The following is a 20594-nucleotide window of genomic DNA, read 5'->3' as shown; positions in this document are numbered from 1 at the left end:
CGCGACTTAAAGCTATAGAAACGCGTCGGGGAATTGGCTTTCGGCCTTTTCACCGCCGCGTTTTTGGTTTTAATACCAACGCATTTTCAACGGCAGTCTCGGACATACCGAGCTCAGGAATGAAGCGCTTTTGCACGTGAGCCTATTCAAAAAGAAAAAGAAGAAAATCGACACGGGCGAAGCGACCCGCGTAATCCGGCGCATGATGTCGGAAAACATCGGTGAATATAAGAAAAACTATATCATCGCCATCATCGCATCTTTGATCGTCGGCGGATCGAACGCCGCGCTTGCCTATATGATGAAGCCGATGATCGACAAGATCTTCTATGAGCAGAACCTGCCGCTGATCTGGGTCATCTGTGGCACGCTTCTGGCGATCTTCATCCTGCGCGGTCTGTCTGGCTATGTGCAGGCCGTCGAGCTTGCCAAGATCGGCAATAATCTGGTCGCGCGCTATCAAAAGCGCATCTTCGACCATCTGATGAAGCTCGGTCTCGACTTCTATAACGACACCCGCTCCGGCCATCTGGCGGCGCAGATCAACCAGAATGTGTCCGGCATCCGCGACCTTCTGAACATGACGATTTCGTCGATTGCGCGCGATTTCATCTCGCTGATCGGCCTGATCGCGATGATGTTCTATATGGACCCGATGCTGTCGGTTGCGATCTTCCTGATCGGCCCACCGCTCATTCTGGCGGTCGCCTATATTTCGCGCCGCATCCGCTCGGTGACGCGCGATCTGGTGCACCTCAATTCGCATCTTCTCGGCGCCATGCAGGAATCCGTGCAGGGCATTGCCGTCGTGAAGGCTTTCACGATGGAAGATCAGCTGCGCGCGAAGATCGGCAATCTGATCGACCTGTCGGAAGGGCGCAGCAACAAGATCGCCAAGGTGTCCGAACGCACCACACCGATTTCCGAAATACTGGCTGGTATCGCCGTATCCGGCGTTCTGGCCTATAGCGGCTATCGCGCCATCCTCGAACAACAGCCGCCCGGCGCAACCTTTGCCTTCATCACCGCCATGTTGCTGGCCTATGACCCGGCCCGCCGTCTTGCCCGCCTTCAGGTCGGGCTGGAAAAGGCGCTGGTCAATGCCCGCATGATCTATGAAGTGCTGGATATCAAGCCGCACCAGCGCGATGCCGCCGATGCGGTGCCGCTGAACCCCGGCCCCGGCGAAATCCAGTTCGAGAACCTGTATTTCTCCTATAGCGAGCTTGCGCCGGTTCTGCATGGTGTCAGCTTCACCGCCAAGGCAGGGGAAACCACGGCGATCATCGGCGCATCGGGTGCGGGCAAATCAACGCTCATCAATCTTGTGCAGCGGTTCTACGATCTCGACAAGGGAACGATCCTGTTCGACGGGCAGGATATTTCCAAGGTCACCAAGCGCTCGCTGCGCCACGCCGTGGCCTATGTCTCGCAACAGCCCTATCTGTTCGAAGGCACCATTGCCGACAATATCCGCTATGGACGCCCGGATGCGACCGATGATGAAATCGTCAAGGCGGCCAAGCTTGCCCATGCGCATGATTTCATCCTGCAACAGCCGCAGGGCTACGACACACCGATTGGCGAAAACGGCGCAACGCTTTCCGGCGGCCAGCGGCAGCGCATTTCGATTGCGCGCGCCATCGTGCGCAAGGCGCCGGTGCTGCTGCTCGATGAAGCAACATCCGCCCTCGACAACGAATCGGAAAAGCGCGTCCAGCAGGCGCTGGAAACGATCATGAAGGGCCGCACCACCATCGTCATCGCCCATCGCCTGTCCACGGTCGTCAATGCCGACCGTATCGTGGTCATGGAAGCGGGGCGCGTGGTGGAAGAAGGCCGTCATGAACAGCTGATCGCCATACCGAACGGCGTCTATGCCCGCTTCTATCAATTGCAGAGCGGCAGCGCCGACAGTATGACCGAACCGACAATCGAAGAACTGACTGCGGATGATGTGCCTGCGGGCACAGGAGGACAAAATGACCGGTGAACCGGATAGCCGAAACAGCGAAATGGGCCTCGTCGTCGTCGGCGCCGGTGGCCGCATGGGCCAGACCCTTATCCGGACGATCCAGTCGATAGACGGCGCGAAGCTTGCGGGCGCTATTGAGCGCCCCGGCTCGCCGCTGATCGGCAAGGATGCCGGTGAAGTGGCCGGTGTCGGCGCGCTTGGTGTGAAGATTACCGACGACCCGCTGCCGGTCTTTGCCCAGGCGCAAGGGGTACTCGACTTCACCAGCCCTGCCGCGAGCGTGGCCTTTGCCGGGCTCGCTGCACAGGCCCGCATCGTCCATGTCATCGGCACCACGGGATGCTCGGCAGAAGACGACGAGAAATTCCGCGCCGCCGCCCGCCATGCAACCATCGTCAAGTCGGGCAATATGAGTCTCGGCGTCAATCTGCTTTCCGTCATGGTACAGAAGGCCGCAAAGGCGCTGGGACCGGAAGATTTCGATATCGAAGTTCTCGAAATGCACCACAAGCACAAGGTGGATGCACCAAGCGGCACTGCCCTGCTTCTTGGCCAAGCGGCCGCCGAAGGCCGCGGCATCTGCCTTGAAGACAACAGCGTGCGGGCGCGTGACGGCTATACCGGCCCGCGCACGGAAGGCACCATCGGCTTCGCCACGCTGCGCGGCGGCTCGGTGATCGGCGACCATTCGGTGATTCTCGCTGGCCCCGGCGAACGCATTGTGCTGTCGCACCATGCCGAGGACCGCACCATCTTCGCACGCGGCGCCGTCAAAGCCGCACTCTGGGCTTATGGCAAAAAGCCCGGCCTCTATTCCATGCTCGACGTGCTCGGGCTGAGTGACTAGAGCGCGTTTCGATCTGATTGCATCAGATCGGCGCTCTACTATTTTGTTTGAACGCGCATCTTTTCCGAAAACCGTTTCACACTTTTCGGGATGCGCTTTGATTTACCCACCAACGGAGCCTTGCCTATGTCTCGTACTCTCGTCCTGGTTCGCCATGGCCAAAGCGAATGGAACCTGAAGAATCTTTTCACCGGCTGGCGCGATCCGGGCCTGACCGAACAGGGCCATGCCGAAGCCAAGGCCGCTGGCCAGCGCCTCAAGGCCGCAGGTCTCAAGTTCGATATCGCCTATACGTCAGTGCTGACCCGCGCGCAGACCACCTGCCAGCACATTCTGGATGAGCTGGGCCAGCCCGGCCTTGAAACGATCCGCGATCAGGCGCTGAACGAGCGCGATTATGGCGATCTGTCCGGTCTCAACAAGGACGATGCCCGCGCCAAGTGGGGCGAAGAGCAGGTTCATGTCTGGCGCCGTTCCTATGACGTGCCTCCTCCGGGCGGCGAAAGCCTGAAGGATACCGGCGCGCGCGTCTGGCCTTATTATCTGCATCAGATCCAGCCGCATGTGCTGCGCGGCGAGAGCGTTCTGGTGGCTGCACATGGCAATTCGCTGCGCGCGCTGATCATGGCGCTCGACGGCCTGACGCCGGAACAGATTCTCAAGCAGGAATTGAATACCGGCGTGCCGATCATTTACCGGCTCAATGCTGATTCGACTGTGGCCTCGAAGGAAATTCTGGAAGCCTGACATGCAGTTGGCGGCAAATTTATCGGGCGCGACACCGCGCCCGATAGCGTTTTCAACATGGAAAACGGACAGCTTGAAAAAAAGCTGACATTATTTCGAAAACGCGATTGACAGAGGCAAGCCGACCCCTTAGATGGGTCCTCGTCGCCCAGATGGCGGAATTGGTAGACGCACCAGCTTCAGGTGCTGGCGCTCGCAAGGGCGTGGAGGTTCGAGTCCTCTTCTGGGCACCATTTCCAAGTCTTCGGACCACTACCAAGGTCCAGAAGCATCCCAAAAAGCCCGCGCAAGCGGGCTTTTTTGCTTTCTGGCTTCTACTTGTCTCAACGAGTTCCGCTTACAGCCTTTGCTCGCGCTTTTGCCCAAGGCTATGCCAAGAATGGCTCTGACGGATACCGCAGTTCAGAAACTGAAACGTCCAGAGCGCAGCGAAAGAACATAGACGGTAGCGGGCATTTTCTACCTGCCAGCCCTAACAGATCAAAATTGTGACGTTCAGCTTATCGATTTAAGAGAAACCAGAAAATACTGGCGACTGGCGCGTATACACGCTGCGTCGGTAGACATGCACGAACGCGCCTCCATCCCCAGCACGCGATACTCAATCGGGTAAGAGATTGTGCGGTTGAAACCGACCTCGCTGACAAAAGCCGACAGTCGCAGTTCTCCTAAAGCAACCTGCCCAGAGCAACAGCTAAACTTTGATAAGATCTTTTGTAAATTACATTTCCCTTCAACTGTAACAGAGAAATTCAATGACAACGGATAATAGTCAAAAACCCATCGCGGGATCCCATCGCTGCTACTCGGATTTTACCAGTTTTGGCAAATCGCCAGATGATGCAATTCTAGAGACTTTTCACACAAGTTGGCACGTGCCCTCTATGTCGGTCGCCCCTTATGATCAAGCGGGTATCGAGTTGTGGGCCGGCTTGCGGTCGAGTGACAACGCTTCGCAGTTACGATGCATTATAGGCTTAGTGCCAAAAGTGGCATGGTATCTTAGCATAGAAAGCATTGATTCTCAAGGTCACGTGGATAGTATAGGCCGAAATTACGGGATTCAACCTGGAGAACTCGTTAATTTTACCATTAAAATAGATAAAAACGCTGAAAACTTTACATATCTTGTAAAAGTTAGTTCCGAAAATAGCCTGGAGATTAATTATTCATTTACTTCAACTTCGCCTTTAAATCAAACTGTTCTGAGCCTCGATTTAAATTCCAACGATTACCGTAATTTGCCACCTGATGAGAAAATTCTCGTTGAAACAACAGCAACGTATAAGGATCAGGTCGTTGATAATTTTGGATACATTAACAGATTCAATTGGATAAACGAGGATGTTGGAGTTTTGACGCCGTCAAGATGCCTATCTGGTACAAAAACCCCAAGCATAGAATTTGGGGACTTCACATTTTATCTTAAGTAAATTTACCTTTATCTTTAATCAACGCATGACTTGAAGCGAGTCTTTCTCACAACCGTACCAGCGCAATACATCGACGGCATTGTCGAACAACAAGTGATACCGCGCCTGACTAACGCCTCTGTAGTTCCGACGGGAACAGGTGTCGCGGTATCACCGGTGAAGGCCTTGAAATATAAGTGAAAAATAGCCCCATGCACCATCCTGATGGACAGTGCATGGGGACGTTTGCTATTCAAGATGCATTCGCGCCATCGAAGGCATTCGGTCCTTTCCCGTGGCTGCTATCGGGCGAAAAGGTTCGCTGACAACCACATCGCACTCCCGCGCCCAAGCGCCCAAAGCCCCGCCTGAGCTTCAGGAAGACAGATATGCAATTCACCGACGCTGATCGCGACACCTTTTTCGAGCTTCTGAAATGGCGGCGGGATGTTCGTCATTTTCGCAGCGATCCGATAGACGAAGCGATGATTCAAACGCTGCGGCAGGCGATGGATTATGCCCCATCTGTCGGCAATGCGCGACCCTGGCGCGTCTTCGCCGTGGAAAGCCTTGAGAAGCGGCAGGCGGTCCACGATGCCTTCAGGCAGGCCAACCGCAAAGCAGCACAGATTTACGACGGCGCACGCGCCGAGGCCTATCGTGACCTGAAACTGGAGGGGCTTGCCGTCGCCCCGTTGCAGCTTGCCATTTTCACGGAAACGGATCCGGCGGAAGGGCACGGCCTCGGGCGACAGTCGATGGCTTCCACGCTGGAGCAAAGCACGGCGATGGCCGTGCAAAACCTCAACCTCGCCGCCCGGTCGCTGGGCCTTGGCGTTGGTATGGTGTCGATACTCGATCCGGCGGCCATGGAACGGCTTTTCGACGTGCCGGCAAACTGGCGTTTCAGCCTTTATTTGTGCGTCGGCTGGCCGAGCTTCACCGACGACACGCCGCTGCTGCACAAATGCGGCTGGCAGGAAAACAGCAGGACCGACTGGCGCTCCTGCTGATTCAATTTACGAACAGAAGCCCGACCCCAGCCAAGTTTCTCCGTTCGTTTAATACATGTTGAGGACTTCCCGCTCTGCAAAAACGCTGGGCGGCCCCTTGTCATTCAGCAAGGCAAACAGCGTTTCCTCGGTGAACGGAACGCTGACCCGCTCAAGGTAAAGCACCGTAGGACATCGTATAGGACGGGGCCAGAAGACGAGCTGTTCTTCGACTTCTTTCAGTGTCCTTTGTATTGCAGCTTCGGCGTCTGCCAAGTCCACATAGAACACGTCATCCCATTCCGTCATCTTGTCATCGGTGATTGCATAGAAACTGAGCATTTTCGCCACGATCGGTCTCCACCCGGTGCACTCTCGCGGTACGCCCCCGCGTTGTGCCCTTCGATCTCTGGTGATCGGGGTGTTCGCAACCGTATTTCGACGGCCCTGCGCCTTTAGCTCGGGTGAACCTGTACATAGCAACAGGCACCCCGATCATAAAGAACGAAGGTTCGGTACCTTTCGGCGATACCAGCCACGAAATCGAGGTTGCGAAGCCCCAGACCGCCGCGTAGCGGTCCACCCTTAGGCGTAGAGGATTTCTGACGGCTTGTCACATGCAAAATCTGCCGAGCGACAGGCTTCTGCCGGACGATCGCAACGCACTGTGAAACAAGCGAAATCGATGGCTGGATAACCGCAGCCACCATACGATATTTCTATTTTAGAATATAGTAATATTCAGCGGCCGTTTTGCGCGGGAAGCACGCGCGCTGAGCCTTTTCTCATGAGCCTTGGTGGTCAGGGCGGTCGCAACCGTGTAGTGACGGCCTCACGACCTTTAGCTCCTGAGAAGCCTGAACATTCGTCGTGGGCACCCTGACCATAAAGAGCGAAGGACCGCCGCAAAGCAGCCCCCTGCAATTGGTAATCCTGCTCAGTTGATTTGTCTCGCGGAGATTGCAGCTTTGCGCATAGGCCTTGGTGACCGGGGAGTGGAAAAGCCACTGTGTGATGGCCCCCGCAGCTTTTGGTTCGGTGAACCTGTTTTATACGCGACAGGCCCCCCGGCCATAAAGAACAATGGACCACCGCGTGGCGGTCCACTTCATGATCCTTGGCGGTCGGGGCATTAGCAAGCGCGCAGCGTCACGCCCCCACGACCTTTAGCTTTCAAGAAGCCTGAACATAATCGCGGACACCCTGACCATAAAGAGCAAAGGACCGCCGCAAAGCAGCCCCCTGCAATTGGTAACCCGGCTCAGTTGATTTGTCTCTCGGTGATTGCAGCGCGATTAGCAATCCTGCTAACGGCCTTTACTCTGCCCTGTGCGAACTATATCCAAAGACGAGCAATTCCGTTGGAGCAAGTGTCGATGCGCGCCTTTGTCCTCGCCCTCTTTCGCGCCACCAGTTCCTTCAGCGCCACGGGACTGGCGTTCGGCACATTATTCTTTGCAGCCGCGCTGACGCCGAGCCTCATTCCCCGAACCTATGTCATTCAGGGTGCGCTGTGTGGGCTGGTCTTCGCAATCGGCTATGGCATCGGCGTGCTTTTCGGCGCGCTGTGGCGCTATCTCGAACTGCCGGAGATCAAGGGCCGCAAACGCGCGCTCCTGAAAATCGGCGTCGGCATTGTCTGCCTCGCCGTGGCGCTGATCGCCCTTCGCTCATCCGCTGGCTGGCAAAATTCGATCCGCACGGCCATGGATATGCCGCCGGTGCCCTCCGCCTATCCCGCGACCCTGACCGCGATTGCCATCGCAGTTTTTCTTGTGCTGCTGGTCATTGCCCGCATTCTCATTCGCATTGGGCGCTATTTCTCGTCGAAGATGCGCCGCATCATGCCAAGGCGCGTTGCAAACGTCATTGCGGCCTCGGTGACGGCTTTTCTGATCTGGACCGTCGCCAATGGCGTGCTGATCAATACGGCCTTCAAATCGCTCGATGCGTCCTTCAAGCGCTATGACGCCCTGATGGAGCCGGACCGCGTGCAGCCCTCCTCCCCCGGCAAGACAGGCAGCGCCGCCTCGCTTATCCGCTGGGAGGATCTTGGCCGTGCCGGACGTGAATATATCGCCTCAGCGCCCACCGCCGCCGAGATTTCCGCCTTTACCGGGCGCGCGGCCATGGACCCGATCCGCGTCTATGCCGGGCTCAATGTCAGTCGTACGCCAGAGGAAAGGGCCAGACAGGCGCTGGAGGAACTCAAGCGGCAGGGCGGTTTTGACCGCTCTGCGCTGGTGATCATCGTGCCGACCGGTACGGGCTGGGTCGATCCCTCCGCCATGATCGGACTGGAATATCTGCGCGACGGCGACGTGGCCAGCATCGCCGTGCAATATTCCTATCTGAACAGCCCGCTATCGCTGCTGTTTCAGCCGGAATATGGCGCGGAGTCGGCGCGCGCGCTGTTCGAAACGGTCTATGATTACTGGAAAAGCCTGCCTGCCGACAAACGACCGAAGATTTATCTGCATGGTCTGAGCCTCGGCGCTTTCAATTCGCAAAGCTCGGTGTCGCTGTTTGAAATACTGGATGCGCCCCTGAACGGCGCCCTGTGGAGCGGCCCGCCCTTCCCCAGCGCGCTGTGGCGTTCGCTGACGCGCAGCCGCAATCCCGATACTCCGGAATGGCTGCCTGTGGTGCGCGACGGCGCCTTCGTGCGTTTCATGAACCAGAATGGCGAAGCGCCCGGCAATGGCAACGAATGGGGCGTGATGCGCACGGTCTATCTGCAATATGCCAGCGATGCCATCGTGTTCTTCAACAGCAGCATGTTCTATCGCGAGCCGGACTGGATGAAAGAGCCGCGCGGTCCCGATGTATCAGCCGATTTACGCTGGTATCCGATCGTGACCGCGCTGCAACTGGTGGTCGACATGGCATTTGCCGACAGCGCGCCCATGGGGCATGGACATGTCTATGCCCCGGAGCATTATCTGGAAGCCTGGCGTGACATCACCGGCGCAGAAAACTGGCAGAGCGACGATATCAACCGGCTGAAGCAATATCTGCGTCACAAGGTGGACGAAGGTAATGCCGAAGGTTTCGAGGAACGCGGGGGGTAGCCCCGAGAAATTTGATTGTAACGGCTGTTGCAGTCATCTGAAAATCGACCGTAACAGCCCGGCTTTGAAAAGAAATTGGCGGCAAACGATCCGTTTGGCCACCCTGCTAACGAACTCAAAAAAAATTATGCGGTGCCGCTATCCGAAACGGAAAGCGCCCGGTCACGCCATGCGCTGACGGCGGTACCCTGTGTCTGGTTTTCGACGACGATGTGGTGGCCTTCATAAATGCCGGAAGCAACCCACTGCTTCGCCGCTTTCTGATACACATCGATCGTGATTCCGAGTTGGTCTACCTTGGCTTGTGAAAGCATGTATTCCCTCATGAATGGTGAATATGAAAAGCGAAGCTGGAATATATAATCGATTTGACGACAATCTGATGTCACTTTTTCGCTACCGGATTACAATTCCGACAAAACACAATGTTTTGAACATCTTACGGCTGTATAAACCCATATCTGACCGACGAGGATTTATTTAGAAGAATTACCATGTTTACTTAATTCATTTATACTTGAACCTGCGTTCAATTTGCTTCTGCATTAAGCTGAAACAGCACAAACTGAGTAAACTGTTCAAGGTTGAAATTATTATCGGAAGCGATGACCACCGTTTTATGTCCGCCGATTGTCGGCCCCCAACTGACCGACTCGATATTATCGATGTCGAGGCCGAAATCACCTTCGCCCAGCCGCAGCACAGCTTCCTTGGCCATCGGCGTTAGCGAAACATCCTTGAGCGTCGCCATGCCGCTCACCTCCGTCGCACCGGCAAAGCGCGCGCGGTAGAAATTAATCTCGTTGCCCACGCCATGCGCGTAAGAGCGCTCGACCGTCAACAGATCGTCGCCCCAGGCGAGAAATTCCGACATGCCGTTGTCGTTCCAATAGGGCAGTTTGGTCGCCTTGGTGAAGATCGGCCCGGTATCATAGGCATATTCCGCCTTCACACCGCCGGACAGAATATCGAAGGCGAGTATGCGGGCGCGACTGCCTTTTTCCAGCGTTGCCTTGTCACCATCCTGAAGCAGGGCATTTTCCAGCCCGACGAGCAGCGTCTTGCCATCCGGCGAAAAGGTCAGGCTTTCAAAGGACAGGTTATTGCGAATACCGCGTGTGCCGTCGGCATTTGGGATGTAATAATCGGGCAAGGCAAACTCACGGATCAGACTGCCATCGATGCGCGATTCCCGCACGGCCGGTTTGCCGTTGCGGTCGCCCTCGCTGGTCCAGAACAGCGTGCCGGTGCCCGCATGATAGCGAATGGATTCCGGATCGACATCCTTGTTCGCAAACGGCTTGCCATCGGCATTCAACAGCGTGACGGTAGAAAGGATATCGACGCTGTGCAGTCCCTTTTCGTCGGCGACGATCCTGAGCGTATAGAACCGCGCGGGAGCCTTCTCGGAACGGTCGTCGGAAATGGCGTAATAGATATCCTGCGCCGCATCATAGTCGAGGCCGGATACGCCGCCGAACTCAACGCCTTTAATTTGCAGGCCGGTTGGCAGCACGATCTCGCCCAGCAGCACTGGCTTTTTGAAATCCTGCGCGAAAGCCGCTGACGTCAGGGAAACAGCGGCGCAAAATGCTGCAACAAAAAGCGGAGACTTCATCAAACGCACCTTGGTCGGGTCAGAAACAGGAAGCCTATCTGATAGCGGCAAGATTTGAAGCGTTCATGACGCTGACATTTTCCGCCTTGCAACGGAACGCATTTCCAGCAAAAGTGTGAAATGGTTTTGTGTTTGATATGCGTAAAAACAATTAGTTAGCAATAAAATTGGTATCGCCCGTCCCGGTAGAATGGTCAAGAGGTTCGCCATGGAACAGCCCGATTACGACCGCGCATTCGGCGAGATTATCCGGTGGCTGAAGCAGGAAGGCTTGATCCTGCAAACCGATCTCGAGGGCAATACGGAGCTTTCCACCCGGGCCGAGCGCATGGGTCGCAAAAGGCGGCGCGAAGCGGCGGCAACACAAGAATAAAAAACCGGCATCATAAACGGGGGAGTTGAGATGCGGCATAAAGGCCTGCTGGAATTCGGGCGGAATCGGACGCTCTATGGTCTTTTCCTGTTTTGCGCGGTCTGCGCCATCGCAGGCAGTCTGCTGAGCTATCCTGGCGAAACTTCGTTCTGGCGCTGGCTGCATTATCTCACCAAGCCGACCGCAACGCTGCTTCTGCTGGCGGCGGTGCTCTGTTCCGGCAAGCCGCGCTCGAAATCCTATGGCCTTGCCGTGGCTTTCGGCCTTGCCCTCGCAGCGCTTGGCGATTTTTTCCTGATGCTGCCGGGTGATTATTTCATGGCTGGGCTGATCTGCTTTCTCATCACCCATTGCGCCTATATTTACGCCCTGTCGCGCCATAGCCGCTTTGCGCAGAACAAGGGCGCCTTTGTCGTCTTCGCGCTTGCGGCAGTTGCGCTGATCACCGGCCTTTGGGCGGCCCTGCCGGGGGCCATGAAAATCCCCGTCATCATCTATGCCGCCGCCTTGGGTCTGATGGCCGCGCAGGCTTTCAGCCGCGCAAGCGGCACCGAACCAGAAACACCACAACATTACGCCGCCTGGCTCGCGGCATGGGGCGGCTTGTTCTTCATGGTCAGCGACACGCTTCTCGCCTATGACCGGTTCCGCTTCGATATTCCGCTGAGCGGGCTATGGGTGCTCGCCACCTATTATGTGGCGCAATTCCTGTTCGCCCGCTCGACCGAGGATTTCACCCATGAGCGATGATCTCGACGCGGTTTTCGCACGTCTGCGTCAGGCATGGCTGGATCATCGCCCGCCCTATGAGCAACGCATCGATGACCTCAAGCGCCTGCGTGCTGGCCTGGCCGCACAGCTCGACGATATGGCGAAGGCGATCAGCGCCGATTTCGGAAACCGTTCTGCCCATGAAACCCTGCTTGGCGAAGCCAGCGTGGTCTTTGCCGAAATCGATGACGCGCTGCACCATCTCAAGAGCTGGATGAAGCCAAAGCGCCGCAAGGCGGGCTGGAAATTATGGCCCGCGAAAGCCGAAGTCCGCTTCGTGCCGCTGGGTGTCGTGGGCGTCATCGCGCCGTGGAACTATCCGGTCAATCCGGCGCTCGCGCCGCTGGTGGCGGCCATTGCGGCAGGCAACCATGTCCTGCTCAAACCATCTGAACACACGCCACAGACGGCAGCCTTCCTGCAAAAGCTCATCAGCACGGTCTTTCCGGACAATCGCGTTGCCGTGGTGCAAGGCGATGCAGCGCTTTCCGCCCGCTTTGCCAGCCTGCCTTTCGACCATCTGTTCTTCACCGGCTCCACCGCCGTGGGGCGCAAGATCATGGCAGCGGCAGCTGCCAATCTAACGCCGGTCACGCTGGAACTTGGCGGCAAATCTCCCGCCATCATCAGCGAAAACGCCAATCTGGTGCGGGCGGCGCGCGCCATCGCAAACGGCAAGTTTTTCAATGCCGGGCAAACCTGTATCGCGCCGGATTATGTGCTGATCCACCACAGCAAGCGCGATGAATTCATTGCCTTGCTCAAAGCCGAAATGCAGGCCCGCTATGGCGGCGCATCCGCCGGTCAGGACCGCACCACCATCATCAACGGTGCGCAGTTGCAGCGGTTATCCGGCCTGCTGGCCGATGCGAAGGACAAAAGCGAGGGCATCGTCGAGCTGCTCGCGCCCTCCACCGAAACGCGCCTGATGACGCCGACGCTCATTCTTGAGCCGCAAGTGACCAGCGCCATCATGGCGGAAGAGATTTTCGGACCGCTGCTGCCTGTCATCAGCTATCGCTCGACCGATGACGCCATTGCCTATGTGCTGGGCCATGACCGCCCGCTGGCGCTTTATTGTTTCAGCGAGAACACTGCCGAGATCGACACCATCCTCGCCCATGTGGTCGCTGGCGGGGTCTGCATCAACGATACGCTCTATCATTTTGCCTGCAGCAACCTGCCCTTCGGCGGCGTGGGGGCCAGCGGCATGGGCCAGTATCACGGTTATGACGGCTTCCTGACCTTTTCCAAGGTCATGCCTATATTGACGAAATATGCGCCCGCCCCGAGCGATCTCATCAAGCCGCCCTATCGCGGCCTGACCGACTGGCTGGTTCGCTTCATTGCCCGCTGAACTTTCGCCCCAAACACTCAATTGTGCGTAGCGGCTCTGTTCAAATCGCATAGCAAACTATCTATATAGAAGAGTATAAATTTGAAATATTCATCTTGAACTGACGACCTTACGGGTGAAAAGGGTGCAGAAGAAAAAGGAAGCAAACCGGATATCGAAGTCGATCCTGACGGCGATCCGCAACAGGCCGGGCTTCAGGCCTCTCAACGCCAATATCACTGGCGGTGATATTGTCATTGCATCCTATAATGTTCACAAATGCATCGGCATCGACAAACAGTTCAATCCGCAGCGCACCGCCGACGTGATCAGCGAAATCGACGCGGATGTTATAGCGTTGCAGGAAGCCGACAAGCGTTTCGGTGAGCGGTCCGGTCTGCTCGACCTCGGCCTTCTGGAGCGCCGCCACGGCCTCATTCCTGTCCCCATCAATGCCACGATGCCCAAGGGGCATGGCTGGCACGGCAATGTGCTTTTGTTTCGCGAAGGCATTGTGCGCAATGTGCAGCAGCTGAAACTGCCCGGCGTGGAGCCGCGCGGCGCGCTCGTCGCCGATCTGCAATTTCCCGCCGGTCCGCTGCGCGTCATTGCCGCGCATCTGGGCCTCCTGAAACGCTCCCGCGAGCAACAGGCGGAAAGCATTCTCACCGCCTTGCAGGAAGGCGACACGCTACCGACGCTGTTGATCGGCGATCTGAATGAATGGCGTATCGGCAAGCGTTCTTCGCTGGCCGCGCTGATGCCGACCTTCAACCATGTGGCGACGGCAGTGCCGAGTTTTCCGTCACGCTTCCCGGTCTTCGCGCTCGACCGCGTGATGGGCGCGCCGCATAATCTCGTGACCTCGGTGGAAGTTCACAACACGCCGCTGGCGCGTATGGCCTCCGACCATCTGCCGATCAAGGCGCATCTCGACCTGAAGACGGCGATAGAGCATTTCCAGCAAAAGTGTGAAACGGTTTTGCGTCTGGAAATGCGTGAAAATAAATAGATCTTCTGCACAATCTCAATCCGGAGATACCCGCAAGCAGGACCGGCTCATAGATAAGGCGAACCGAGCCAGATAATCCGGTCGATGAGACGCACCAGAAACGGGCGGTTGTTGAGACGTGTCAGATTGACCTGACGGCTCTCCTCGATGACCTTCCCGATCCGCTCTTCCACCTGACGCGCCACATCGCGATCCAGAATTTCCAGATCGATCTCGAAGTTGAGCCGCAATGAGCGCGGGTCGATGTTGGACGAGCCGACATAGGACCATGTGCCGTCAATCGTCATCAGCTTGGAATGGTTGAACGCCCCGCCCGCCCGCCAGATGCGGCAGCCATCCTTCAAAAGCTGGTCGAACTGGGCGCGCATGGCGCGGTCCACCAGTTTGAGATTATTGACCCCCGGCACGACGATATCCACCGACACGCCCCGCCGCGCCGCCGTGACCAGCGCGCTGATCAGTTCGCGGTCGGGCAACAGATAGGGCGACATGATGAGGATATGCTGCTCGGCTATCGAGAAAGCGCCCATCATCATGCGATGGTTGGTTTCCACATTCTTGTCGGGACCGGAGCCGACCACACGCACCAACGTGCCGGTGCCGGGCGGATTTTCCGGCGGGGCAATGCGCCAGGCGTCGCCGGTCAGCAATTCACCCGTTGCAAATCGCCAGTCCTCGGAGGCGATGTGAAAAAGGTCGGCAATGGCCGGTCCTTCCAGCCGGAAATGCGTGTCGATGGCCACCGCATCGCCAGCAATCGCCCGCACAAAACCGGCACGGATATTCATGCCGCCGGTAAAGCCATATCGCCCGTCGACGACGAGGATTTTGCGGTGGGTGCGTAAATTGGCATAAGGTAGGCGCAGGCCGATGATGATGTTGCCGTTGAAGACATCCACTGTCACGCCATTTTCCTTGAGCAGGCTGACAATGCTCGGGATGGAATAACGTGCGCCAACCGCATCGATCAGCACCCGCACTTCCACGCCGCGCTTGACGGCCTCGCCCAGCGCCTCGGCAAACCGGATGCCAATGGCGTCACGGTCAAAAATATAGGTTTCCAGCAAGATGCTGCGCTCTGCCTTACCGATGGCTTCCAGCATGGCCGCATAGGCTTCGTCGCCGGTTTCCAGCATTTCAATGCGATTGCCGCTGGTGAAATCATAAAGGCTGACGGCGTCGCCCAGAATTTTCATCGCGCCGAACTGCCGCCCGAATGCGGCGCGCACGAGGTCGTTGGTCGTGTCGAAATGCGAGAGGTGATAAAGCGCAATATGCCCCAGCGCGCGCTGCTGCGTGAGCGTCGAGCGCCTGATCCGGTTGACGCCCGCTATGGCATAGACCACCGCCCCCACGATGGGCGACAGCACGATCACGCCGACCCAGCCGAGTGCAGTGCGGACCTCGTCCTTGGTCATGGTCGCATGAATGGCGGCTATTGCGCCGAGCACGATCGACAGAACAGCCAGAATATGCGGCCAGTAATGGGAAATCAGATCGAACATCGAACAGACTTTTCCAACAACAATTGAGTACCGGGAAACCGGCAGCGCCCCCGCGTCAAGTTCCAGAAATATGTAGCCGATAGAGATTAAAACAGGTGTAACGGCAAAGAGATAGAGCCCAACGGGCGAAAAAAGTGCAACTGCAGCGAATTAGTTTATGCGCAAAAACAAAGAGATATCGCCGTTTTTCCCGGTCTCGGTCGTCGGTTAAAGCGCGCAAAAGGCTGGCGCGGCGGCCTCACGCAGCCAAAGCTGGTCAAAAGCTCCGTCTGCCTTATATTGTTGCGTGGGTTACGAAAATTGGGTCACGACAATTCGAGGGACAAGAGGGTTATTCGATGGCAACGACGAACAAAGATTTCGACAATCCCGTGCTGCCGACAGAGCTGACGTCCAAGTGGGGCTGGTTCGTCGCGCTGGGCGTGGCGCTTCTCATTCTGGGCGGCATCGCCTTCGGCAATCTGGTGCTGGCCACAGTTGTTTCGGTCTACTATGTCGGCATGATGATGCTGATCGCTGGTGTGATCGAAATCATCCATGCTTTCGGCGTGAAAACGTGGGGGCGGTTTTTCTTCTGGCTCCTGAGCGGCCTGCTTTATGCTGCGGCGGGTGTCGTCACCTTCATCAATCCCATATTGGCGGCAGGCGTCCTGACATTCCTGCTGGCGGCTGCCCTTCTCGGCTCCGGCCTTTTCCGCGTCTGGATGGGCTTCAAGTCGAAACCGGCATCGGGCTGGGGCTGGATCGTGGCCGGTGGTGTCATAACCGCGCTGCTCGGCCTCATCATCGCCATCCAATGGCCGGTCAACAGCCTGTTCATCCTTGGCCTTTTCCTGGCCATCGATCTGATTTTCCAGGGCTGGACCTACATCGCCTTCGGCCTCGGCATCAAAAGCCGCTAATCAAGCGCAGCATTTTCCTTAAAGCGGCGTGTTCAGCGCCGCTTTTTCATTTCAGGCCCGATGAGCGGCACGGCGCTTGTTGAGATTTTGCCCAATGACTGCTAGATGCAGCGCAACATCTTCGCGGCGCGCCTTTGCGCGGCCCAACATTTCGCCATCACGAGTTTCTTCATGCCTGCTGACAATCCCGTTTCCAAGCGCCGCACATTCGCGATCATCGCGCACCCGGACGCCGGTAAGACCACGCTGACCGAAAAGCTGCTGCTGTTTGGCGGCGCCATCCAGCTTGCCGGTGAAGTGAAGGCCAAGAAGGATCGCATCCAGACCCGCTCGGACTGGATGAACATCGAACGCGACCGCGGTATCTCGGTCGTCACCTCGGTGATGACGTTCGAATACAAGGACTGCATCTTCAACCTGCTCGACACGCCGGGCCACGAAGACTTCGCAGACGACACCTACCGCACGCTGACAGCCGTCGACAGCGCCGTCATGGTCATCGACGCCGCCAAAGGTATCGAGCCGCGCACGCTGAAACTGTTCGAAGTCTGCCGCATGCGCGATATTCCCATCGTCACCTTCGTCAACAAGATGGACCGCGAAGCACGCGATCCACTCGAAATCCTGGACGAGATCGAAGAAAAGCTGGCGCTCGACACGGCGCCGATCACCTGGCCTATCGGCTCGGGCAAGAGCTTTGCAGGCACTTTCGACCTGCATAACGACACGATGCGCCGTCAGGATAATGAAGAGCAGCCAACCAAGGTCAGCGGCCCGGAAGACGCAGCCGCTTTGCTGCCAGAGAACGAACGTGAAGCCTGGCTGGAAAATATAGAACTGGCACGCGGCGTTTGCCGTCCGTTCGACCTCGCTTCCTTCCGCGAAGGCCATATGACGCCGGTTTATTTCGGCTCCGCGCTGAAGAATTACGGCGTGCGCGATCTGATCGAAGCCTTCTGCGATTTTGGCCCCGCGCCCCGCGACCAGCAGGCCGACACGCGCATGGTCGGTTCCACCGAAGACAAGATGACCGGCTTCGTGTTCAAGATTCAGGCCAATATGGACCCGAACCACCGCGACCGCATCGCCTTCCTGCGCGTTTGCTCGGGCAAGCTGTCACGCGGCATGAAGGCCAAGCTGGTGCGCACCGGCAAACAGATGAGCCTGTCTGCACCGCAATTCTTCTTCGCGCGTTCGCGCCAGATCGCCGACGAAGCCTTTGCCGGCGATGTGGTCGGTATTCCAAACCACGGCACACTGCGCATCGGGGATACGCTGACCGAGGGCGAGGATATCTTGTTCCGTGGCGTACCGAACTTCGCGCCGGAAATTCTGCGCCGCGTGCGTCTGGACGATGCGATGAAGGCCAAGAAGCTGCGCGAAGCGTTGCAGCAGATGGCCGAAGAAGGTGTCGTGCAGCTGTTTGTGCCCGATGACGGTTCTCCGGCCATTGTCGGTGTCGTCGGCGCGCTCCAGATCGACGTTCTGACCGAACGTTTGAAAGTGGAATATTCGCTGCCGGTCGGCTTTGAAATGTCGCGCTTCTCGGTTTGCCGGTGGATTTCCGCCGACGACCCGGCTGAATTGCAGCGCTTCATCACCTCGCATCGCGCCGATATCGCGCATGACCTCGACAATGATCCGGTTTTCCTGGCGCAGAACGGCTTCTCGCTCAATTACGAGGCCGAGCGCTGGAAGGATATCCGTTTCGCAACCATCAAGGACTATCAGGTCCGCGACAAGGCATGATGCAGTAAGTTGCTATGACCGATCCTGTTCTGGCTACTCTCGATTTGCCTGATGCCTTGCTGCATCGGCTCGCAGGTTATAGCAGCCAGCAGGATGAGCTTGGCCGCTCGACCGCCAATGTCCTGCTGCTCGATCATGATGCGCACGAACCGCTTGTTCTGAAAATCGAACCGGCAAGCACGGTCAGCGAACTGGCCGACGAGCGCGCCCGGCTTGAATGGCTTTCAGCCCAAGGGCTGCCCTGCCCCAGCGTCGTCGCTTACGAGAGGATGGCCGACCGCCATTTTCTCCTGATGACGCGCCTTGCCGGATCGGATCTCGCTTCGTCTGTCGACACTCTTACGCCTGACCGCATCGTCTCCATTCTCGCTACAGCCTTGAAGGCGCTGCACAGCGTTGACCCTGCCGCCTGTCCATTCGACCACCGGTTGGAACATCGCATTAAAGATGCACGCAAGCGCGTTGAAGCGGGCGCGGTCGATGAAGATGATTTCGATACCGAGCGTGAAGGCCGCACCGCGGAAGACCTGTTCTCCGAACTGCACCGCCTGAAACCGTCGCAGGAAGATGTTGTGGTCACCCATGGCGACGCCTGCCTGCCCAATTTCATGGCCAGCGACGGCACATTCACCGGCTTTATCGACTGCGGCAGGCTCGGCCTTGCAGACCGTCATCAGGATCTGGGACTCGCCTGCTGGAGCATCCGCTATAATCTTGGCAACGAATGGGTGAAGCCTTTCCTCGACCTTTATAGCGCAGAAGCCATCGACGAAGCAAAGATCGCCTATTACCGCTTACTGGACGAGTTCTTCTAAGCGTCAGTGCTCCTTTTCCAACAAGCATTGCGCAATCTTTTCCGCCAGCTTTTCGGCCACCTCGTTTTTGCTCATTTCCGGCCAGTCCTCGATGCCGGAGCGGCTTAGAATTCGTACGCGGTTATGGTCGCCGCCCATGACGCTGCTGCCATCCGAGCCATAGGACACATCGTTGGCGACGATCCAGTCCGCGCCCTTTTTCTCAAGCTTGGCTCGCGCATTGTCTGCCACGTCCTGCGTTTCCGCCGCAAAGCCGACCACGAGACCCGGGCGCTTTTCGCTATGACCGACACCGGCCAGAATGTCGGGGTTCTCGACCATGGCCAGTGTCGGCGCGCTTTCGCCGGGCTTTTTCTTGATCTTCTGTCCCGCTTCATTGGCCGTGCGCCAATCGGCGACAGCAGCCACCATGATCGCCGCGTCGGCGGGCAGATGCCGCTCCACAGCCGCCTGCATTTCACGCGCCGTCTCGACATGAATGACGTTAACGCCTTCGGGATCGGGAATGGTGACCGGACCAGACACCAGATGCACCGTTGCACCCAGCCGCGCCAAAGCGGCGGCGATGGCATGGCCCTGCTTGCCCGACGAGCGGTTGGCGATATAGCGCACGGGATCGATCGGCTCATGCGTCGGGCCGGAGGTCATGACGATGGATTTTCCAGCCAGTGGTCGTGCACGCGGTGCGAGCAGCGTTTCCACTGCCGCGACGATGGCGAGCGGCTCGCTCATACGGCCCGTTCCCGCCTCGCCGCTCTCGGCCATCTCGCCCTGCTCGGGGCCGATGAAATGCACCCCGTCTTTTTCCAGTGTCAGACGATTGCGCCGGGTCGCCGGATTGTCCCACATGGCCGGGTTCATGGCAGGCGCAATCAGAACCGGAACCTTGCGCGCCAGCAGAACTGCACTGGCAAGATCGTCAGCCAGACCGTTCGCCATCTTCGCCATCAGATCGGCAGTCATCGGCGCGACGACGATCAGATCCGCATCGCGGGCGAGCCTTATATGCCCGACATCCTGCTCATCCTCTCGGGCGAACAGATCGGTAAAGACATGATCGGCGGAAACGGCACCGATGGTCAGTGGTGTCACGAATTGCTGCGCTGCCGCCGTCATCAACGGGCGAACCTGCGCACCACGCTCACGCAAGCGGCGGATCAGGTCGGGCGTCTTATAAGCGGCAATACCGCCACCAATAATCAGCAGAACGCGCTTGCCAGTGAGTGACGCGCCTGTGATCGCACCGGACTGAGGCGGCGTAACCTGCGCGGGTTCTTCCAGCGCGGTCAGAAGAAGCCGCGCTTCCTCTTCCATGGAACGCCCATTGCGCGCGGCGCGCACACGCAGCTTTTCCTTGGCGGCATCGTCGAGATTGCGAATAGTGATACTGGCCATTTGATTGCACCGGCTTATTGCAAGTGCAATCAATGAAATCATCTTATGGGTGATTTGTCACTTTAAAAGTGTAT

At 57.5% G+C, this 20594-nt stretch carries 18 protein-coding genes and 1 tRNA gene; 14 read left to right on the top strand and 5 right to left on the bottom strand.

What is annotated here, in order from left to right; translation table 11 throughout:
• Nucleotides 1-136 precede the first annotated feature (136 nt).
• From WIX40_RS16655 to bluB, 6 genes are all read left to right on the top strand, one after another.
• Nucleotides 137-1993 (top strand): ABC transporter ATP-binding protein, encoded by a 1857-nt coding sequence (locus tag WIX40_RS16655; protein WP_339440724.1) that lies wholly within the window; start codon nucleotides 137-139, stop codon nucleotides 1991-1993.
• Nucleotides 1983-2822, top strand: a complete 840-nt coding sequence (gene dapB, locus WIX40_RS16650; RefSeq protein WP_109369661.1) for a 4-hydroxy-tetrahydrodipicolinate reductase — start codon at nucleotides 1983-1985, stop codon at nucleotides 2820-2822. The genes WIX40_RS16655 and dapB overlap by 11 nt, the downstream gene beginning before the upstream one ends.
• A gap of 126 nt (nucleotides 2823-2948) precedes the next feature.
• Nucleotides 2949-3569 carry a 2,3-bisphosphoglycerate-dependent phosphoglycerate mutase gene (locus tag WIX40_RS16645; protein WP_109369662.1) on the top strand — a complete coding sequence of 207 codons (621 nt, stop codon included), beginning with the start codon at nucleotides 2949-2951 and terminating at the stop codon, nucleotides 3567-3569.
• Between the two features lie 146 nt (nucleotides 3570-3715).
• Nucleotides 3716-3802: transfer RNA gene (locus WIX40_RS16640), tRNA-Leu, on the top strand.
• Between the two features lie 522 nt (nucleotides 3803-4324).
• Nucleotides 4325-5002, top strand: a complete 678-nt coding sequence (locus tag WIX40_RS16635; RefSeq protein ID WP_339440723.1) for a hypothetical protein — start codon at nucleotides 4325-4327, stop codon at nucleotides 5000-5002.
• Nucleotides 5003-5370: 368 nt separating this feature from the next.
• Entirely contained in the window at nucleotides 5371-5994 is a 624-nt protein-coding gene (gene bluB, locus WIX40_RS16630) for a 5,6-dimethylbenzimidazole synthase (RefSeq protein WP_339440722.1), read from the top strand.
• A gap of 48 nt (nucleotides 5995-6042) precedes the next feature.
• Here the strand turns inward: bluB and WIX40_RS16625 are convergent, their stop codons facing one another.
• Entirely contained in the window at nucleotides 6043-6324 is a 282-nt protein-coding gene (locus WIX40_RS16625) for a hypothetical protein (RefSeq protein ID WP_339440720.1), read from the bottom strand.
• 1025 nt (nucleotides 6325-7349) lie between these two features.
• Here WIX40_RS16625 and WIX40_RS16620 point away from each other — a divergent pair.
• A complete protein-coding gene (locus WIX40_RS16620) occupies nucleotides 7350-9044 on the top strand; it encodes an alpha/beta hydrolase (RefSeq protein ID WP_339440718.1) in 1695 nt (564 codons plus the stop codon).
• A gap of 125 nt (nucleotides 9045-9169) precedes the next feature.
• On the opposite strand, the gene WIX40_RS16615 is transcribed toward WIX40_RS16620, so the two are convergent.
• Entirely contained in the window at nucleotides 9170-9358 is a 189-nt protein-coding gene (locus WIX40_RS16615) for a hypothetical protein (protein WP_109369667.1), read from the bottom strand.
• 215 nt (nucleotides 9359-9573) lie between these two features.
• Nucleotides 9574-10662, bottom strand: coding sequence for an esterase-like activity of phytase family protein (locus tag WIX40_RS16610; protein ID WP_339440717.1), 1089 nt, complete (start codon nucleotides 10660-10662; stop codon nucleotides 9574-9576).
• 208 nt (nucleotides 10663-10870) lie between these two features.
• Here WIX40_RS16610 and WIX40_RS16605 point away from each other — a divergent pair, with 208 nt between their 5' ends.
• From WIX40_RS16605 to WIX40_RS16590, 4 genes are all read left to right on the top strand, one after another.
• A complete protein-coding gene (locus tag WIX40_RS16605; RefSeq protein WP_167836107.1) occupies nucleotides 10871-11035 on the top strand; it encodes a hypothetical protein in 165 nt (54 codons plus the stop codon).
• A 30-nt stretch (nucleotides 11036-11065) separates the two neighbouring features.
• Entirely contained in the window at nucleotides 11066-11785 is a 720-nt protein-coding gene (locus tag WIX40_RS16600) for a lysoplasmalogenase (RefSeq protein ID WP_339440716.1), read from the top strand.
• Nucleotides 11775-13163: a coniferyl aldehyde dehydrogenase gene (locus tag WIX40_RS16595; RefSeq protein WP_339440715.1), complete on the top strand. Its 1389-nt coding sequence runs from the start codon at nucleotides 11775-11777 to the stop codon at nucleotides 13161-13163. The genes WIX40_RS16600 and WIX40_RS16595 overlap by 11 nt, the downstream gene beginning before the upstream one ends.
• 124 nt (nucleotides 13164-13287) lie before the next feature.
• Nucleotides 13288-14154: an endonuclease/exonuclease/phosphatase family protein gene (locus WIX40_RS16590; RefSeq protein ID WP_109369671.1), complete on the top strand. Its 867-nt coding sequence runs from the start codon at nucleotides 13288-13290 to the stop codon at nucleotides 14152-14154.
• Between the two features lie 47 nt (nucleotides 14155-14201).
• On the opposite strand, the gene cls is transcribed toward WIX40_RS16590, so the two are convergent.
• On the bottom strand, nucleotides 14202-15659 hold the full coding sequence (gene cls / locus WIX40_RS16585) for a cardiolipin synthase (RefSeq protein ID WP_109369672.1): 1458 nt from the start codon (nucleotides 15657-15659) through the stop codon (nucleotides 14202-14204).
• Between the two features lie 338 nt (nucleotides 15660-15997).
• Between cls and WIX40_RS16580 the strand changes: the two genes are divergently transcribed.
• The 3 genes from WIX40_RS16580 (at nucleotide 15998) to WIX40_RS16570 (ending at nucleotide 19125) form a co-directional block, all read left to right on the top strand.
• Nucleotides 15998-16561 (top strand): HdeD family acid-resistance protein, encoded by a 564-nt coding sequence (locus WIX40_RS16580; RefSeq protein ID WP_140026164.1) that lies wholly within the window; start codon nucleotides 15998-16000, stop codon nucleotides 16559-16561.
• Nucleotides 16562-16732: 171 nt separating this feature from the next.
• Nucleotides 16733-18310, top strand: a complete 1578-nt coding sequence (locus WIX40_RS16575) for a peptide chain release factor 3 (RefSeq protein ID WP_109370298.1) — start codon at nucleotides 16733-16735, stop codon at nucleotides 18308-18310.
• A gap of 14 nt (nucleotides 18311-18324) precedes the next feature.
• The gene (locus WIX40_RS16570) at nucleotides 18325-19125 is read left to right on the top strand and encodes an APH(3')-II family aminoglycoside O-phosphotransferase (RefSeq protein ID WP_339440713.1); all 801 of its coding nucleotides are present in this window, start codon (nucleotides 18325-18327) and stop codon (nucleotides 19123-19125) included.
• A 3-nt stretch (nucleotides 19126-19128) separates the two neighbouring features.
• Here WIX40_RS16570 and coaBC read toward each other — a convergent pair whose 3' ends face one another.
• Entirely contained in the window at nucleotides 19129-20520 is a 1392-nt protein-coding gene (coaBC, locus tag WIX40_RS16565) for a bifunctional phosphopantothenoylcysteine decarboxylase/phosphopantothenate--cysteine ligase CoaBC (protein ID WP_339440712.1), read from the bottom strand.
• Nucleotides 20521-20594: the final 74 nt, after the last annotated feature.

The sequence above is a fragment of the Ochrobactrum teleogrylli genome, assembly GCF_037482325.1.
Lineage (GTDB): Bacteria > Pseudomonadota > Alphaproteobacteria > Rhizobiales > Rhizobiaceae > Brucella > Brucella teleogrylli.
The sequence above is the reverse complement of the archived record's forward strand: the minus strand, read 5'-3'. Positions and strand labels throughout refer to the sequence as shown.

Coding starts and splice junctions, on each gene's coding strand:
- cls (WP_109369672.1), bottom strand. CDS start 15,659: ATGTTCGATCTGATTTCCCATTACTGGCCGCATATTCTGGCTGTTCTG.
- WIX40_RS16620 (WP_339440718.1), top strand. CDS start 7,350: ATGCGCGCCTTTGTCCTCGCCCTCTTTCGCGCCACCAGTTCCTTCAGC.
- dapB (WP_109369661.1), top strand. CDS start 1,983: ATGACCGGTGAACCGGATAGCCGAAACAGCGAAATGGGCCTCGTCGTC.
- WIX40_RS16605 (WP_167836107.1), top strand. CDS start 10,871: ATGGAACAGCCCGATTACGACCGCGCATTCGGCGAGATTATCCGGTGG.
- coaBC (WP_339440712.1), bottom strand. CDS start 20,520: ATGGCCAGTATCACTATTCGCAATCTCGACGATGCCGCCAAGGAAAAG.
- WIX40_RS16595 (WP_339440715.1), top strand. CDS start 11,775: ATGAGCGATGATCTCGACGCGGTTTTCGCACGTCTGCGTCAGGCATGG.
- WIX40_RS16600 (WP_339440716.1), top strand. CDS start 11,066: ATGCGGCATAAAGGCCTGCTGGAATTCGGGCGGAATCGGACGCTCTAT.
- WIX40_RS16580 (WP_140026164.1), top strand. CDS start 15,998: ATGGCAACGACGAACAAAGATTTCGACAATCCCGTGCTGCCGACAGAG.
- bluB (WP_339440722.1), top strand. CDS start 5,371: ATGCAATTCACCGACGCTGATCGCGACACCTTTTTCGAGCTTCTGAAA.
- WIX40_RS16575 (WP_109370298.1), top strand. CDS start 16,733: ATGCCTGCTGACAATCCCGTTTCCAAGCGCCGCACATTCGCGATCATC.
- WIX40_RS16635 (WP_339440723.1), top strand. CDS start 4,325: ATGACAACGGATAATAGTCAAAAACCCATCGCGGGATCCCATCGCTGC.
- WIX40_RS16570 (WP_339440713.1), top strand. CDS start 18,325: ATGACCGATCCTGTTCTGGCTACTCTCGATTTGCCTGATGCCTTGCTG.
- WIX40_RS16615 (WP_109369667.1), bottom strand. CDS start 9,358: ATGCTTTCACAAGCCAAGGTAGACCAACTCGGAATCACGATCGATGTG.
- WIX40_RS16645 (WP_109369662.1), top strand. CDS start 2,949: ATGTCTCGTACTCTCGTCCTGGTTCGCCATGGCCAAAGCGAATGGAAC.
- WIX40_RS16610 (WP_339440717.1), bottom strand. CDS start 10,662: ATGAAGTCTCCGCTTTTTGTTGCAGCATTTTGCGCCGCTGTTTCCCTG.